General features: G+C 66.1%; 11 protein-coding genes and 7 pseudogenes. 2 read left to right on the top strand and 16 right to left on the bottom strand.

Features of this window, described 5'->3' with window-relative positions:
• Position 1 precedes the first annotated feature (1 nt).
• Positions 2-1906, top strand: a pseudogene (locus tag HAP48_RS26910) (efflux RND transporter permease subunit); the annotation flags it as partial.
• A gap of 84 nt (positions 1907-1990) precedes the next feature.
• A protein-coding gene (locus HAP48_RS26905; protein ID WP_166208706.1) for an IS3 family transposase occupies positions 1991-3342 on the top strand; the annotation gives its coding sequence in 2 pieces (ribosomal slippage) (positions 1991-2327 and positions 2327-3342; 1353 coding nt in all).
• 172 nt (positions 3343-3514) lie between these two features.
• Here HAP48_RS26905 and HAP48_RS50890 read toward each other — a convergent pair.
• From HAP48_RS50890 to HAP48_RS26830, 16 genes and pseudogenes are all read right to left on the bottom strand, one after another.
• Positions 3515-4073, bottom strand: a pseudogene (locus HAP48_RS50890) (hypothetical protein); the annotation flags it as partial.
• Positions 4065-4233: pseudogene (locus HAP48_RS26900) on the bottom strand (IS5/IS1182 family transposase); the annotation flags it as partial. The pseudogenes HAP48_RS26900 and HAP48_RS50890, both read right to left, overlap by 9 nt.
• Positions 4234-4247: 14 nt before the next feature.
• Positions 4248-5228 (bottom strand): annotated as a pseudogene (gene tnpC, locus HAP48_RS26895) (IS66 family transposase); the annotation flags it as partial.
• 53 nt (positions 5229-5281) lie between these two features.
• Positions 5282-6541 carry a group II intron reverse transcriptase/maturase gene (gene ltrA / locus HAP48_RS26890; RefSeq protein WP_166208709.1) on the bottom strand — a complete coding sequence of 420 codons (1260 nt, stop codon included), beginning with the start codon at positions 6539-6541 and terminating at the stop codon, positions 5282-5284.
• A gap of 538 nt (positions 6542-7079) precedes the next feature.
• A pseudogene (locus HAP48_RS26885) lies at positions 7080-7586 on the bottom strand (transposase domain-containing protein); the annotation flags it as partial.
• A 122-nt stretch (positions 7587-7708) separates the two neighbouring features.
• Positions 7709-8065, bottom strand: a complete 357-nt coding sequence (gene tnpB / locus HAP48_RS26880) for an IS66 family insertion sequence element accessory protein TnpB (RefSeq protein WP_092304020.1) — start codon at positions 8063-8065, stop codon at positions 7709-7711.
• Positions 8062-8499 (bottom strand): IS66-like element accessory protein TnpA, encoded by a 438-nt coding sequence (gene tnpA, locus HAP48_RS26875; protein ID WP_166208712.1) that lies wholly within the window; start codon positions 8497-8499, stop codon positions 8062-8064. Before tnpA ends, tnpB begins: the two co-directional genes overlap by 4 nt.
• 81 nt (positions 8500-8580) lie before the next feature.
• Positions 8581-9062, bottom strand: a pseudogene (locus HAP48_RS26870) (IS5/IS1182 family transposase); the annotation flags it as partial.
• Between the two features lie 175 nt (positions 9063-9237).
• Positions 9238-10245, bottom strand: a pseudogene (gene fni, locus HAP48_RS26865) (type 2 isopentenyl-diphosphate Delta-isomerase).
• An 86-nt stretch (positions 10246-10331) separates the two neighbouring features.
• The gene (locus HAP48_RS26860; protein ID WP_029084607.1) at positions 10332-11234 is read right to left on the bottom strand and encodes a terpene synthase family protein; all 903 of its coding nucleotides are present in this window, start codon (positions 11232-11234) and stop codon (positions 10332-10334) included.
• Entirely contained in the window at positions 11231-12781 is a 1551-nt protein-coding gene (locus tag HAP48_RS26855) for a hypothetical protein (RefSeq protein ID WP_029084608.1), read from the bottom strand. The genes HAP48_RS26860 and HAP48_RS26855 overlap by 4 nt, the downstream gene beginning before the upstream one ends.
• Positions 12778-13002: a hypothetical protein gene (locus tag HAP48_RS26850; protein WP_029084609.1), complete on the bottom strand. Its 225-nt coding sequence runs from the start codon at positions 13000-13002 to the stop codon at positions 12778-12780. Before HAP48_RS26850 ends, HAP48_RS26855 begins: the two co-directional genes overlap by 4 nt.
• A gap of 70 nt (positions 13003-13072) precedes the next feature.
• Entirely contained in the window at positions 13073-14068 is a 996-nt protein-coding gene (locus HAP48_RS26845; protein WP_029084610.1) for a polyprenyl synthetase family protein, read from the bottom strand.
• A gap of 148 nt (positions 14069-14216) precedes the next feature.
• The gene (locus HAP48_RS26840; protein WP_029084611.1) at positions 14217-15560 is read right to left on the bottom strand and encodes a cytochrome P450; all 1344 of its coding nucleotides are present in this window, start codon (positions 15558-15560) and stop codon (positions 14217-14219) included.
• The gene (locus tag HAP48_RS26835) at positions 15560-16396 is read right to left on the bottom strand and encodes an SDR family oxidoreductase (protein WP_166215960.1); all 837 of its coding nucleotides are present in this window, start codon (positions 16394-16396) and stop codon (positions 15560-15562) included. The genes HAP48_RS26840 and HAP48_RS26835 overlap by 1 nt, the downstream gene beginning before the upstream one ends.
• Entirely contained in the window at positions 16383-16691 is a 309-nt protein-coding gene (locus tag HAP48_RS26830; RefSeq protein WP_029084613.1) for a ferredoxin, read from the bottom strand. The genes HAP48_RS26835 and HAP48_RS26830 overlap by 14 nt, the downstream gene beginning before the upstream one ends.

The following is a 16691-nucleotide window of genomic DNA, read 5'->3' as shown; positions in this document are numbered from 1 at the left end:
GATGATCGAACGTATCGTAGAATTCTCAATCCGCCGGAGATGGCTGGTCGTGCTGATCGCTTTGGCCGCGGCTGCATCGGGCTTCTGGTCGCTGACGAAGCTTCCGATCGACGCCGTGCCCGACGTCACCAACGTCCAGGTGCAGATCAACGCCGTGGCCCCAGCCATGACGCCGGTCGAGATCGAGAAGCAAGTCACCGTCATGCTGGAGACGGCGCTCGCCGGCATGCCCGGTCTGGAATCGACGCGCTCCTTCTCGCGCAACGGCTTCGCGCAGATCACCGCCGTCTTCGCCGACCGGACCAACATCTATTTCGCGCGTCAACTCGTCTCCGAGCGTGTCAACGAAGCCAAGACCGATATGCCCCCCGGTGTCGACATCCGGATGGGACCGGTCTCAACGGGCCTCGGCGAGATCTACTGGTGGGCGGTGGAGTACGAAAAGCCGGGCGCGTCCGCACCAATCCGCGACGGGAGGCCCGGCTGGCAAACCGATGGGAGCTACCTCACTCCAGAGGGCGAGCGGCTGACCGACGATTTCCAGCGCACCGTCTACCTTCGGACCGTTCAGGACTGGATCGTCCGGCCTCAGATGAAGACCGTGCCGGGCGTCGCCGGCGCGGACGCCAGCGGCGGCTTCGTCAAACAGTACCAGGTGCAGCCGGATCCGGCGAAGCTCGTCGGCTACGGGTTATCCCTAAAACAGATCATCGAGGCGATCGAGGCCAACAACGCCAGCCGCGGCGCGAACTACATCGAGCAGAACGGCGAAGGGTACGTCGTCCGCGCCGCCGGCCGAGTCGAAAACCTCGAAGACATCGAGACCATCGTCGTCGCGACACGTGGCGGCGTGCCGGTCCGCGTCAGGGACGTCGCCGAGGTCGCTATCGGAAAGGAGCTCCGGACCGGCAGTGCGAGCGTCGACGGGCGCGAGGTCGTGCTCGGCACCGCGCTGATGCTGATCGGCGGCAACAGCCGGACCGTAGCAGCCGCGGCGGACGTCAAGATCAAGGAGATCGGCAGGACGCTGCCGACGGGTATCTACGCCCACACGGTCCTGAACCGCACGCAACTGGTCGACGCCACCATCCAAACGGTCGCGAAGAATCTCGCCGAAGGCGCCCTCCTGGTGATCGCCGTGCTCTTCGTCCTGCTCGGCAACTTCCGCGCCGCGCTGGTCACCGCTCTCGTCATCCCTGTCACGATGCTCGTCACCGCGAGCGGGATGCTGCATGGGCGGATCAGCGCGAACCTCATGAGCCTCGGTGCGCTCGACTTCGGCCTCATCGTCGACGGCGCCGTCATCATCGCGGAGAACAGCCTCCGGCACCTCGCCGAGCGCCAACGCGAGCTCGGCCGCGCGCTGTCGCTGCAGGAGCGTCTGGACACCGTGACGGCGTCCGCGGTCGAGATGATCCGTCCATCCGTGTTCGGTCAGATCATCATCATACTGGTCTACACGCCCCTGCTCGCCTTCTCCGGCGTCGAGGGCAAGACTTTCGAGCCGATGGCGCTCACCGTGATGATCGCCCTTGCCGTGGCCTTCGTGGTGTCGCTGACGTTCGTCCCCGCGGCGATCGCCATCGCGGTCCGCGGACGCGTCATGGAGCGCGAGGACGTCATCGTCCGAACGCTGAAGCGCTGGTACGCCCCGCTCCTCGCGGGCTCGATCGCAAGACCGCTCCCCGTGGTGGCCGCTGCCGGCCTTCTCTTCGTCGGCGCCGCGCTCCTGTTCACGCGTCTCGGCCAGGAATTCACCCCGACCCTCGACGAGAAGAACATCGTCATGGAGGTGAAGCGCGTGCCGTCCACGGCGCTCGCACAGTCGCAGAGGATGCAGCTTCTCATTGAGCGTCAGATAAGCACCCTGGACGAGGTCTCGTTCGTCTTCTCGCGCACGGGCACGTGTTTGCCGTCAGGGCGTGTGAGACAAATTGAAGGATTTTGCGGAGGGAGGATTTCTGGTTCATCGTAGCCACCAGGAGCGAAGATGAAGCAGAAATCCGGACCGGGCAAAGCGCCGGCAGAACAGGTACTAAGGGACATTCGGCGCCAGACCCGCCGGCAGTATTCGGCGGAAGAGAAGATCCGCATCGTGCTGGAAGGACTGCGGGGCGAGGAGAACATCTCCGAGCTCTGCCGGCGTGAGGGCATTGCCGCCTCAATGTATTACGGCTGGTCGAAGGAGTTCCTCGAAGCCGGTAAGCGCCGCCTGGCGGGCGATACGGCGCGTGCGGCGACCTCCGGCGAGGTGACGGATCTCCGTCGTGAGACGGCCGCATTGAAGGAAGTCGTGGCCGACCTCACCCTTGAGAACCGCCTACTCAAAAAAAGCATGAACGGGGATGGGGAGGACGAGGCATGAGATATCCTGCGTCCGAGAAGGCCGAGATCATCCAGTTGGTCGAGCAGTCGCACCTGCCGGCCAAGCGCACGCTGGACAAGCTCGGGATCCCACGCGCCACGTTTTATAGATGGTATGATCGCTATCGTGATGGCGGCGTCGAGGCGCTGGCTGACCACCGGTCTCGACCTGACCGGATATGGAATCGCATCCCCGACGATGTGCGGGGCCAGATCATCGACCTGGCGCTGGAGCTGCCCGAGCTGTCGCCGCGCGAGCTGGCCGTGCGGTTCACCGACGAACGGAAGTATTTTGTCTCCGAGGCATCGGTCTATCGGCTGCTGAAGGCGCATGACCTCATCACCAGCCCCGCCTATGTGGTGATCAAGGCGGCGAACGAGTTCAAGGACAAGACCACCGCCATCAACCAGCTCTGGCAGACCGACTTTACCTACCTCAAGATCACCGGCTGGGGCTGGTACTACCTGTCGACCGTGCTCGATGACTTCTCGCGTTACATCGTCGCCTGGAGGCTTGGTCCCACGATGTGTGCCTCCGACGTCACGGCCACACTCGACCAGGCACTCGCGGCCTCCGGCCTTGACCACATCACCGTCGCGCACCGGCCGAGGCTTCTCAGCGACAATGGTTCGAGTTACGTCGCGGACGATCTGGCCAGGTGGCTCGAACACAAGGGCATGCAGCACGTGCGCGGCGCTCCGTATCATCCCCAAACCCAGGGAAAGATCGAGCGCTGGCATCAGACCCTGAAGAACCGCATTCTGCTCGAGAACTATTATCTACCTCACCACCTCGAACGGCAGATCGGCGCCTTCGTCGAGCATTACAACCACGTCCGCTATCATGAGAGCATCAAAAACCTGACCCCGGCTGACGTCTACTTCGGCAGAGCCGAGACCATCCTAACCGAACGACAGCGCATCAAGCGTGAGACCATCGCAAACCGCCGCTTGCAGCACCAACTGCAGGCCGCTTAAACTCCAACAACAGATGAGCCAGAGCCTCCCTTCTCGAAAAGCCTGATTAGTCTCAAATTATCTGACGACGGACACTGCGCGCTTCGCCGTCAACAGCCGATAGACCGAAGATTCAGAGACAAAATACTGCTTCTCATCGGTGAGGCGTGTCCTCGAGCACCAGCCCGCGGCCGTGGGACGAGGCTGTCGGACCTAAAGCCCCGATCTGAGCATCAGCGGAGCTGCTCGGAAACGGCCGTACAGAATTAGCATCGTCGCGTGATTCGGACGGCGTGGCCGCATTCAGATCAACAAAAGACTCAAGACCGCCGTAGGAGTCTGAGCGAGCCTTGGCAGCGGGCGCTGACGCTGCTTCCAGGGTCGGCCACACTCCAATCAAAGTTGAGCGGCATCTGCGGCGACCAGGTCGAGGTGGACCTGGCAGGTTCCTGCTCTCCAGCTTGGACTATCTCCTGCGCCTGCTCAGGGGGAACCCCGGACCACGGTGGGCCGTCTTCCACCATCAAACGCAGGTCCTGATCGTAACCTCCCGGGAGGACCAATGGCCGACTGACAACTCCCTGCGGCGCGCTGTGCTGCGCAGCGGCGCCTCCGACGTACGTCGCGACCGCATGCGGCGCCGTGGCATCTTCGTGCCCGCTCGCCTGCATCATCGGCTGCGCCTGCCATGGCGATGCACCCTGTTGATGGGTGGGGGCCGCCGACGTCAGCAGGCGACCGCCTGAATTGGCTTCGAAGGGATTGCCGTGCAGGACCTTGGCATGGAGCACGAACTGTCCGCCCTTCGGGGACGTCACGGGGGCCGATACTGACCTTGCAGCCGAACTCGTAAGGCGCGCGGGCTTTCGCCTTGCCGATGCACTCGACCTCCGGCGCATGTAACGCATAGACCGTAAGCGCTGTTTTCAGGCCACAGCTTTGAGGTCGTGACGGCAATAGGCCCACGGCAGCAGGTGATCGATCTCGTTATTCGGATGACCGTTGACGATCCTGGTGAGCGCGTCGGTCAAGTAGGCAAGCGGATCGACATCGTTCAGCTTACAGGTTTCGACCAGGGAGGCGATGATAGCCCAGTGCTCGGCACCACCGTCGGAGCCTGCGAACAGCGCATTTTTCCGGTTGAGCGTGATCGGACGGATCGAGCGCTCTACGGCGTTGTTGTCGAGCTCGATACGGCCATCATCGATAAAGCGCGTCAGGCCCTCCCAGCGTGAGAGCGCATAGCGGATGGCGTCGGCCAGCTTGCCCTTTTGGCTGATCAACGCGAGCTTTGCGCGGAGCCACTGCTCGAAGGCTTCCGCCAGCGGTCGGCTTTTCTGTTGCCGAACGAGACAGCGCTCCTCGGCGCTACGGCCACGGATGTCCTTCTCGATGGCATAGAACTCGGCGATATGCTTGAGCGCCTCGCCCGCAATGGGCGCGGGACCGGGGGCGGCGAGTTCGTAGAAGTTACGCCGCATGTGGGACCAGCAGAATGCAAGCTGAACGTCGCCACGCTCGGCCAGCTTGCCATAGCCAGCATAGCCATCGACCTGCAGGATCCCCTTGAAGCCTGCCAGATGCGCGATTGGTCGGTCGGCTTTGCGATCGGGAGCATAGACATAGGCGACGCCCGGCGGATCGGCGCCGCCCCATGGCTGGTCGTCCGCTGCATAGGCCCAGAGCTGACCGGTCTTGGTGCGCCCTCGGCCGGGATCGAGCACCGGCATCGTCGTCTCGTCGGCGAACAGCTTTGGCCGTCGCCTGAGCTTGCCGAGGAGGCGCTCATGCAACGGACGCAGGTGGAAGGCTGCTTGTCCCACCCAGTCCGCCAGCGTCGAACGATCGAGCTCAATGCCCTGGCGGGCGTAAATCTGAGCCTGCCGATAGAGCGGCAAGCGAGTCGCGCGGGGGAATCTCACCCCCGCGCGCTCCCAGAACCGTACGTGAACCTCTCGGCTCATACGGCTCCCAGCGTTCGGCCTCGGCCATAGAGAAGCGGCCAATGAGCGAAGAGTTCGGGCTGAGCCCGGACCAACCGCGCCAGCCACGCCCGAGCGTCACGGGGACGCTGACGAAAGCGCTTGAACTTGCGAGCCGCCCATCTGAGGACATGCGCATCTATCCGACGCATCGTCGAATAGAGAGCAGATTTGTAGAAGTGGCTGTAGTAGCCGATCCAACCCCGGATGCAGGGATTGAACATCCGAGCGAGATCGTGCAGCACTTTGTCGCTGCGCCGCTGAAGGCCCCAATTACGCAACGTACGCCGGATATCCTTCAGCGCCGTCGGACTTGCTGCCGGCAAGAACGAGACCCCATAGAGGCCGCCCCGCCATTTCGCCAGCCTCGGACGGAACGTGTATCCGAGGAAGTCGAAGCTGATACATCCGTATTCGCCTTTTCGGTTGGTATCCTTGCAGTAGACCAGTTTGGTCTTCTGCGGATGGAGGACCAGACCGCAGGCGGCGAACCGTTCATCAACAGCACGCCACAACCTCAGCGCTTCACGTTCAGTCTGGCAGTGACAGATGATGTCATCAGCATATCGTTCGAACAATATGCCAGGCATCTCCCGCTCTATCCAGATGTCGAACGCGTAGTGCAGGAACAGGTTTGCGAGTAGCGGCGAGATGACACCGCCCTGTGGCGTTCCCCGTTCCCTCGCGACAAGCTTGCCATTGTCGAGCATCGCGGGCGCCTTCAGCCAGCGTTCGATATAGAGCCGAACCCAGGCGCAATCCGTGTGCTTGCACACAGCCCTGAGGAGCAGCTCGTGATCGATGCTGTCGAAAAAGCCCTTGATATCGATGTCGAGCACCCAATCGGAGCGCCAGCACCGCTGACGCGCCACCCGGATAGCATCGACTGCCGAGCGCTTGGGGCGATAGCCGTAGGAGTCGGCGTGGAAAATAGGTTCCAGCGACGGCTCCAGTCGGCGTCGAACAACCTCTTGCGCAATACGGTCGGCGACGGTGGGGATTCCCAACGGCCGCGTTCCACCATTCGCCTTCGGGATGTCCACCCGGCGCACCGGCTGCGGCATATAGCTGCCTGAGGACAGTCGATTCCAGAGCTTGTAGAGATTGGCCGAAAGCCGGCTCTCAAATTCTTCGATCGACTGCCCGTCAACTCCAGCCGCTCCTTGGTTGGCCTTCACTCTCTTGAAGGCTTCCCATACCTCCCGCTTCGGGATGGCGAACGGCTTTGCCCGCGTCATACGGCTCCTCCCGTCACCGGTTGGCCGCAGCCGAGAGCTGAACGCCACGGCCCCTTCGGTCCGGCGCCATTACGGCGCCTTCATCCCTACTACGAACCGTTCTGCCCCTGTGTCCCGCATCGGTACGCTGGATCTCGCAGGGTTCGCCCGCTCGACCGTCTTCCTTAGCATCGGAACGACAGGTTCTCCTGTTCCACGTAAGAGCCTGATCCAAGTTCACGCCGCCTTCGAGCCGGACGCCGCACAGGCCGGTCTTCAGGACTCCGCCTGCACTAATCCCCGGGCGACCACCAGCTCGGGTTTTGACGTCGACAATATGCTTTCGGCAGTTCATCGGCGGTTTGCTTTCGCTCGTCTCCTTGGATCTCACCTGACGGGTCGAAGCCCGCCTTTTCCGCGACGCTCACTACCATCGCTCTTTACGACAGCAGCTCGCGGCGGTTTGAAGCCAACGCCTGATCGTCGGCTCCGAGGGGCCCGCCCTCATCTCTCACGCAGCTTCCACACCTCCTTTCGTTGGTGTGTTCCAGGACACACGGTGATCGGCATATTTGGACACCAGAACCTGGGCGATGGTTGCTTCGGTCGGCAGTCCGCCCTCGATCAACCGGGCCGGGGCCGGCGCCTGCATGACACCGTCCTCGCAAGCGCGGCAGGCGTATTTGGGACGCCGGGTAACGAGGATCCGGAACTGCGCCGGGACCAGGTCCAGCCGCTCGCTTCTATCCTCGCCGATCCGATGTAACTCGCCCTGGCAGCAGGGACAGGTCTTGTCCTCGATGTCGACGACGACTTCGATCCGCGGCAGGTGCGCCGGCAAGGCGCCACGGTTGACGCGGCGCCTACCGGCTTGCACCTCACGGCCTTCAGGTGCGCTGACGTCCTGCGCCGTCTCGCCGTACGCTGCCACCTGCTCGACGTCTTCTAGGCCCAGCAGCATCTGATCTTCAGGCAGCGTCTCTGCCCGCCGGCCAAACCGATGCCGCTGCAATTCCTTGATGATCTGACGCAGCCGTTCGCTCTCGCACCGCTCCGCAAGCAGCATCGCTTTCAGCGTCTCGGGATCGTCAGGCAGGGCGTCGCTCACACCCAATTCAGAGCATATTCGCCGCCAACTGGCGACGCGTCCGACGCTCCTGATTCACTTCGCCGCAGCACCGCCAACAACTATCCCGCTTGTGTTGGCGCCGGCGTCGCCCGTGCTTCATGCACAAGCCGCCAGTCGAGCCCCTCCAGCAGCGCCGACAATTGCGCCGCCGACAGACGCATCACACCGTCCTCGATCTTCGGCCAGCGGAAGATTCCATCCTCCAGCCTCTTGGCGAACAGACACAAACCCGTTCCGTCCCAGAACACCAGCTTGATCCGATCCGCCCGCTTGGCCCTGAACACATAGACAGCTCCCGAGAATGGGTCAGCCCCCATGCTCTCGCGCACCAGGGTAGCAAGCCCCTCCATTCCCTTGCGGAAGTCTACCGGTTTAGTCGCCACCATCACCCGGACCGCACCCGACGGACCGATCACTGGCTCGCCTTCAGCGCCTGGACGATCGACGCAATCATTGTTGGGTCGGCACCACGACCGACCCGGATCGTGATGCCGTCAACTTCGATCTCGATGATCCCGGAATCCGTCTTGGCCTTGCAGCGCACCGCTTTGCGCTCACGGCCAAGAGCGGACGCCGGCACTACGGCATCCACCACCGCCGGCACAAACTGTACTTCTTCCACTTCGGAATGACCGCCCGCAGCTTCTCGCAACTGACGGCGCCAGCCAAACAACTGCTGCGGCGACAATCCATGCCGTCGCGCTACCGAACAGACCGAGTCGCCGCTCGCAACGATCTCCGCAACAATCCGCGCCTTGTCCTCGTCGCTCCACTTCCGCCGACGGCCGGCTCCAGTGAAGACCTCAAGCCGCCTCACCGGCTCCGTGATAGCACTATGCACTGTGTCCATTCTAAGCCTAACGGTTCAAACAAACCGCAGACTCGCAGATCGCCCCGTCAACCGGTAGGTGGCCGCTGAACAGCGCTTACCATAGACCTTGGGGCCGCGCTGATGCTGATCCTGGGTACGCACCCGCTGCGCCAGATCGAGCAGCGGGCCAAAGCGAGCTTCCAGCACCGCATCGCCATCAATCTTGCGGCGGATGTCGCGGATGATCCGGCCAAGCCGCGTCCGCAGGAACTTGAGTTGGCACCGGGCGCGCTTGAACTGATGGGCGTGGGTATAGCGGCCGACCATGATGGCGGCGCGCTTCGCCAGGCGCAGATGGCTCTGCAGCAGCACACGGTTGCGCTTGGCAAGCCCGACGAGCTTGGTGATGGCCCGATGCATCAGCCGCGCGTCGGTCGGATGCGCAACGGCGCCTTGGGCTGCACCGTGATATCGACTACCACCCGCTCCAGGTCCTTAGCGCCGATGGCGCCAGTCTTGTGTGCAACCGACAGACTTTCCTGGATCAGCGCGACGAGCTGCTCCTCGCCGAGCCGCTGGCGCCAGCGCGTCATCGGGCATCGACATAGGCGTCGAATGCGGCTTCACTCTCGGCTGTCCAGTCGGGCATGGCGGGGCGCTTCGCTGATCACGAAGCAGCACCCTAACAAATCCGCGACCAGCGCGAATCCCCCGCATCCGCGACTTTCTGACTCAGTAAGACTAGGCGCCCGCCGCCACGTGCGGGCGACGCCGGCATCAACCGGCGGGCAGATGCACCGAGGGCAACAAGCGCGCCTGACGCAACGCCGCCAGATCAGCCGAGCCGGTGCAGAAGCAGGCGACGGCCAACTGGCGGATGACGATCTCGAAATGCGCGACAACCGCCTCAGTGGATACCGTAGCCGCGCGCAGCACGCCGGCCGCCTGCCCGGCGATGTCCGCGCCCAGGCGGATGGCCTTGGCCACGTCGACGCCGTCGCGGATCCCGCCCGACGCGATCAGCTTCACCGTTGGCCCGACGTACCGCCTGCACGCTGGCCGGGGTCGGAATCCCCCAATCGGCGAACGCCATCGCCACCGCACGGTCGGCGGCATCGCGGGCGCGCTGGCCCTCCACCACGGCCTAACTGGTGCCGCCGGCGCCGGCGACATCGATCACCGCCACGCCCGCCTCGACGAGCGCACAGGCCACCGAGGCGGAGAGGCCCGACCCCACTTCCTTGGCCACGATCGGCACGCCCACGCTGCGCGCGGCGCGAGCGATCTGCGCCAGGACGCCGCGCCAGTCGCGGTCGCCCTCCGGCTGTACCGCTTCCTGCAGCGGATTGAGATGGACGATGCGTCCGTCGGCATCCACCGCCCGGCGCGCCAGGTCCAGGCCGTCGGCCTCGCGCAGTTGCGCGGCGCCGATATTGGCCAGCAAGGGGGACGTCTGGGGCCAGGCGGCGCAGCGCGCGCGTCAGCCCCTGGGAGTTGCGGGATTGCAGGCTCACGCGCTGCGAACCGACGCCATGGCGATCCCCAAGGCTTGCGCTGCCTCGCTCAGATGCCGGTTGATGGCCTCGGCGCGTGGCATGCCGCCGGTCATGGAACTGATCAGCAGCGTAGCGCGCAGGTCGATGTGCGTCAGGTCCAACTCGGGCAATGCGCAGGTTCGAAACGGATGTACTCCCAGCCGGCGGCGACCGTGGCCGGCGCCGTTCGCCGATCCAGCACGATGTCCAGATGGTCGTCCTTGCGCCGGCTCAGGGCGGCGTCGCTCATGCTCGCTCCATCCGTCGCATCGGGCGACGGCGTTGCGTCGGATCGGACCGACGGCAGCGCGCGCACGCCGCCGCCCTCCCGCGCGTTCAGGCCGGCGCACGCTGGCCTCCCCCCGCAGCGTCGCTGCGGTAGCGGCTGGTCGAGGTCTGGTAGTACTGCGCGCGGATGGCCGCCATGGCCTCGATCAACGGTCCCCACGGCGCGGGAAAGCGTTCCTCCGCCATCACCCGATGCAGCATGCGCGTATGGCCGGCCAGCTCGTCGTTGAGGAACTCCACCACAGGCATAGCCGGATAGCGCTGCAGCAGCAGGATTACCGCGTTGTCGGCCTCGCCGGCCGACCTGTCCTTGTCGCGTCCATGCAGATCGTTCTGCAGGCGCCCTATCGCGGAGATGAGCCGCAGGACCTGGCGAAACGCCGGACGCGCACGCAAGGTCGCCATGTCCAGCCCCCACAGCAACGACAGGCAACAGAACACGTTCGTGTAGGCAATCGAATTGATGCCGTTGTGCAGGTACTCGGCGTAGGACCAGCGTTCCACCCCTGCCGCCTGCGCGTGTCCGGCGCGCAGCGCCGCGCAGTAGCACCGGGTATCGTCGAGAAGCTGAGCATAGTCGCGACGATCGTAGGCGAGCGCGGCCAGCGAAGCGCGCAGCACAGCGCAGCCCTCGAATCCGGGGAGCGCGCACGGCTCGCCCTGCCCCAGCGCCTGCTCCACCGCGGCGAGCTGCTCCGGCGCGATCAGGCCAAGGTCGTTGCAATCGTCGAGCCAGAACAGCAGCGCCAGTTCGCGATAGAACGCCACGATCAGCGTTTCGTCCTGCGGATCGCGGCCGATGCGGGCGCTGGTGTCGCGCAGGCTCGTGTGGATGCGCTGCAGGATGTACTGGCCGCCCCTGACCGCTTCCACGGCATGCTCGTCGGCGAACCCGGTCAGGGAACGCCCCCATTCCAGCACCTGCTGCAGCGCGCGTTCGGTCTGGATCATGGCGCCGCTCCTGCTCCCTCGGCCAGGACGCGCCGCCCCCAACGGAGCGCCAGCCACAACCCGGCGAGTTCGGCCACGCGCACGACCCGGGTGGGGCAATACAGTTCCTTGCCGATCCACAGCGGCGTCTGCGGCAATGCATGCGCCGCATGGCGGGCGAGCATCCACTCCAGCGCACGCGCCACCGCCTGCGCGATGCGCCGGCGCCCTGTCGGCTCTTCGCTCCCGTCCATCACGTACAACGCGAACAGCGCATAGGCGGTTTCCTCGAATGTGGCCACGCGACCGGCGCCCCAGCCGCCGTCGTCGCGCTGCGCCTGCAGCAGCGCCGCCAGCGCGCGCTCGTCGCGCCACTGGGGCTTGCCTTGCGCCAGCGCAGCGACCGCATGCGCGGTGGGATACAGCCACGAAACGTGCCATTTTTCGTTGTCCCATAAACCGTGCGGGTTGCGATTGGCCTCGACGTAGGCGCTGGTGCCGGCGGCGGGCTTTCCCAACAGTCGCAACGCATGCAGGGCGTGGATGTTGGTCGACACCGAGGCATTGCGCTCGCCGGGGAAGGTGACGAACAGCTCGCCGATTTCGAAATGGCGCAACGCATCGACCGCCGGGTCGCGGCCTGCAAGGCGCAGGACGCACAACGCAACGGCGGTGTCGTCCGCATCGGCCGCGAAGTGCAAGGCCGGGCCTAGACCGCGCACGCCCAGGCGAGCGTCGAGCTGCGCGACGATCACGCGCACCGCCTCGGCGAGCGCGGGATGCGCGAACAGCCCGGCCAGATGCAGGGTGTACAGCGACCAGCATAGCTCGAACACATTGATCGGCCAGACGTTGGGAACGACACCTTCGATGCCGCTGCGCGTCGCCCGCGATGCCGCCTGCAGATACGCGTCGGCACGCCCGACCTGCGGCGTGCTCCCCTGTGTCACGGCGTGCGCACGCCACGCGGCGGTGGCCGCCGGACTGATGCCGATGCTGCCGTCATCATCCGGGCATGCGGTGGTCGGCGACGTCCCCCAGGCTTCCCAGGAGTGCAGCAACGGATGGCCGCTCGGGAACGTCGCCACCGCCCCCAGCTTGACCAGGCACGCTTGCCGCAACGGCAAGAGCGCCGGGTGGCGCGGAAACGCCACGCCGCCCAGCAAGGATGCGGCCTCGCCGCACAACTGCGGCAGGATCAACTCCGCGCCGATCGGCGCGTCTTCCGGCACCGCATGCGCGTAGGGATCGGGCTGGCGCTCGAGGAACCGGATTGCAGCCTGGACTGCGTCGGCAGCGCCAGGAAAAGGATCGGCACGCTGCAATGCCAGCAACGCCGCCCACGTGGGCGCATGGCGGAACAGCGGGAAGTCCGCGCTTCCCCATCCGCCATCGGCCTGTTGCTGTGCGATAAGCCACGCGTATGCGTCCTGCCGACCAGTGGCGTTGCCGTGGAACTGCAGAGCTCGCGCCGTGTCGTAGACGGACGGACCGACGCTGCCGCCGTCGCTCATCTCGCTCAGCAGGTGGCGCAATTCGGAAAGGATCTGTTCGGACAGCGAGTTCACGCGGGATGTTCCTTCTGCAGACGGTTGACGAGAACCAGGATCGGGCAGACGCCGCGCACGTATCCGCAGGCCCGGCGCATGGGCAGCGCCGGACGGCCGCCCTGCTCCGGCGCGGCGACGCGCCCCGATGCCGGTCCGCCGCATAGGCTTGCGCGCAGCGCGCCACGTGCGCCGCAGCCGTGCTGGGCAACCGCTGCGATCGGCGCCGCGGACTCGGACACAGTGCAGCGTGCACTGCTGCCGCCCGCCGATCGCAGCGGCACAGGGGCGACTCCATGCGGACGGGCGCGCTCATGCGCATGGCGCGTGCTTGAACAGATACGCGTTGGCCCGCTGCAGCATCTGCGCCAACCGTTCCGCACGCGGCCCCAACGGGGCGATGGCCTCCCCGGCGTCGCGCAACAAATCCAGCGCGAAGTGGCGAGCTGCCTGCAGCCCCATGATCGACGCGCAGGTCGGCTTCTGCGCCGCCGCGTCCTTGCCGGGGGTCTTGCCCAGCGTCGCGGTATCCGCTGTCGCGTCGAGAATGTCGTCGACCACCTGCAACGCCAGGCCGAAACAGGCGGTGTAGCGATCGAGCGCACAGTACAGCGCAGCGTGCGCGGCATCCTCCGCGATGGCGCATAGCGCGCCCATGCGAACGGACGCGCGCACTAGCGCGCCGCTCTTCATCCGGTGCATCGCCACGATCCTGTCCAGCTCGACGTGCTTTCCGACCAGCGACAGATCCATGGCCTGCCCGCCTGCGGCCCCCTCGGCGGACACCGCCTGCGCCAGTTCGCGCACGAGCGCGATACGGTTGTCGCCCGGCGCATCCAGGCTCGCCAGGGTCAGGAAGGCGTGCGCCTGCAGCGCATCGCCGACCAGGATCGCAGTGGCTTCGCCAAACTTGACGTGCACGGTCGGAAGGTCGCGGCGAAGCACGTCGTCGTCCATCGCGGGCAGGTCGTCGTGGACCAGGGTACAGGCGTGCATCATTTCGATGGCGGCGCCGACGTCGTCGAGCATGTGCGCCGGCGTGTCGGCCAGTGCGCCGGCAGCCAGACAGAGCAAGGCGCGGGTGCGCTTCCCGCCATGCAAGGTGGCGTAGCGCATCGCCGCCATCAGCTCGGTCTCACCGTCGTGTTCGGCGCAGAGAAGACGCGCCAGCGCCTGTTCGACCCGCTTTGCGCCGTCCTGCATCCAGATCTCCGGCAGCAGCCCGGGTGCGCCGCGCGCCTGCGCGCCCAATCCGCCGAGCGCGGAAAGGCCAGTTCGGTCGTCGTGTAGCGTGGAACCAGTCTGCATGTTGTTCATCTCCTTGGTACCTGACACGGCCACGGCGAGCGCCGAGCCGCCGCGGTGTTGCCGGCGTCGCACCGGGCGCGCGCCGAGTGCAGCAATGCCGCGCGTCGCCGGCGCCGCTGCCTCGCCACACGGGGCATGCGATGCCAGCTCATGAGAATCCGATGCGGATTGTCATGGACGGATGTGCGGTCGGGTAATAGCGCCGGCCTTTTTCGACGCCGCTCAGCAACCGCGGCCGCACCCCGGCCTTGTGCATGGTCAGCGCCAAGGCGATGCAGAACTGCACCAGTTCCAGCCATACCAAGTGGTAGCCGATGCAGACGTGTGGGCCGGTACCGAACTGCAGCATGTCCACCGGCCGGATCGGCTCCGGGCGTTGCAGCCACCGCGCCAGGCGGAACTGATCAGGCGCCTCGTGCAGCAGCGCCGATGTCGAGAAATGCAGCAGCGGGATGCACAGATGGGTGCCCGCGGGAATGCGCCGTTGGCCGAGTTGCAATTCCTGCAGCGCGCGACGCGGCAGGAGCGTGGTCGCCGGATGCACGCGCAGCGTCTCGCGGAACAGCGCCTCGGCGACCGGACACTGCGCCAGGTCCGCGTGCCGGGTCGGCACCGCGCCCACGCGTTTCGCCTCCTCGACCAGAGCGTCCCACAGCACAGGCTGCCGCGCCAACTCGATCACCATCCAGGCCATCGTCGAGGCGGTGGTGTCGTGACCGCCAAGCAGCAGCAAGCGGATATTGGCGACCAGGACGTCATCGGAGAGCGCATCGTCGCTGCGATCGAAGGCGCTCACCATGTCGTTGATCAACCCGGTGCGCGCGGTATGCGCGCGCGCGTCGCGGACGAACTGGCGCAGCTGCGCGTCGATCCAGTCGCGGGCTGCGCGGCCGCGCCGCAAGGGCAGTCCGGGCAGGTCGACCCGGGGCGCGACGATCAACTGCAGCAGTTGCCGGTACTTGCGATGCCATCCCGGCAGGTCCTGCGCGGGGATTCCCATGAGTCTGAAGATGAGCGTGAGCGTCAGGTCGCTGGTTTCGCGCAGGATGGTTACGTCGCCGCGGTCGCGCCACGCCTGCACCCGCGCCCGGATGACGGGCGCGAACAGGTCGCCGATGCCGGCCTCGGTCAGCCCCTTGGGCAGGAACGCCGCCTTGATCGCATCGCGCGCCTGCCGGTGCGCGCCGCCGTCCTGGGCGACCAACGTTCCGCCAAGCAATTCGGGCGCGATCTCTTCGATCAGCGCCGAGGACACGTCCTTGTGCCGGAGCAATGCGAACGCATCCGGATCCGCGCAGGTCATCTGGTGTCCGGCAGGGCCGAAATCCAGCCAGAAGCAGCTGCCCAGCGTCCGTTCCGCGCGCCGCAGCAGGCGCGGCAGGTCGCAGACGATGGCGGGAAGATGCCCGACCAGGGGGAAAGCGCCGGGCACGACCGGGATATCGTACCGCAGCCGGTGCCGACGGTCCAGCGGGTTGAGCAGCATGTCCATCAGCAGCGCGGCGCCGCTGCCGCTTCGGCGGCAGGCCGCGCGGCGCGGCTGTTGCCACCGTCGGCGTACGTCGGCACATGCGCCAGCATGCCGCCGTCGATGCACACGACCTGGCCGGTGATGAACGCGGCATCGTCGGAGAGCAGGAACGCCACCAGCGCGGCCACGTCCTCGGGGCGGCCGACGCGCGGCAGGAGCTGGTGCCGGCGCAGATGCCGTTGCATGCACTCGTCCAGCTTGGCGAGGAGACGCTCGGTCATGATGAGACCCGGCGCAACCGCGTTGCAGCGGATCTGCGCATGACCGTACTGGGTGGCGAGCGAGGCCGATAGCATGTTCATCGCCGCCTTCGACGCGGCGTAGGACGTGTGCGAGGTGTCACCGCTAAGCCCCTGGCACGACGACATGTTGACGATCGCGCCACCGCCGCGGGCGATCATCCGTGGGATGGCCTGCCGGCAGCAGAGCAGCGTGCCACGCAGATTGGTCGCCATGGTCTGATCCCAGACCGCCAGGTCCAGGTCGAGGATCGCGCGGTCGCGCGGGGTCAGGTGCATGGCGCTCGCGTTGTTCACCAGCAGGTCGACCCCACCGAGTTGCCGCTCCGCCGTCTCGAAAAGCGCTGTCACCGCCTGCGCATCGGCGATGTCCATGTCCATGGCCAGCGCGTGGCCCGCTTCGGCCGCGATCTGCGCGGCGCCGGCGATGGCCGCCGAGCCATCAATGTCGGCTACCACCACTCTGCCGCCCTCGCGCGCGATGGCGATGGCGCATGCCTTGCCGATGCCGGCGCCGGCGCCGGTCACCACGGCCACCTTGCCTTCAAACCGTCCCATCGTGTCCTCCTGGATTGCGTTGGTCTTTCGCGGCATGCCGCTCGGCCTCCGCCGGAGAAGGCGCAGGGTCGGCGCTGGCGCGCTGGTCATCGCCAGCGTCGCTTTCGATGACCCGAATGGCGGCGACCGGGCACTGGCTGGCCGCGCGCCGCACGGCGGCGTGCAGCGCCTGCGGGACCGTCGCCACGCACACTTCGGCCACGCCGTCCGGGTCGCGCTGGCGAAAGGTGCCCGGCAGCGTCAGCACGCACTGCCCGGTGGTTCCGCACAGATCCTGGTCGACCACGACGCGCAT

It is taken from the genome of Bradyrhizobium septentrionale (assembly GCF_011516645.4).
GTDB classification, from domain to species: domain Bacteria; phylum Pseudomonadota; class Alphaproteobacteria; order Rhizobiales; family Xanthobacteraceae; genus Bradyrhizobium; species Bradyrhizobium septentrionale.
Note: the sequence above shows the minus strand (reverse complement) of the source record. Positions and strands in the feature narration are given on the sequence as shown.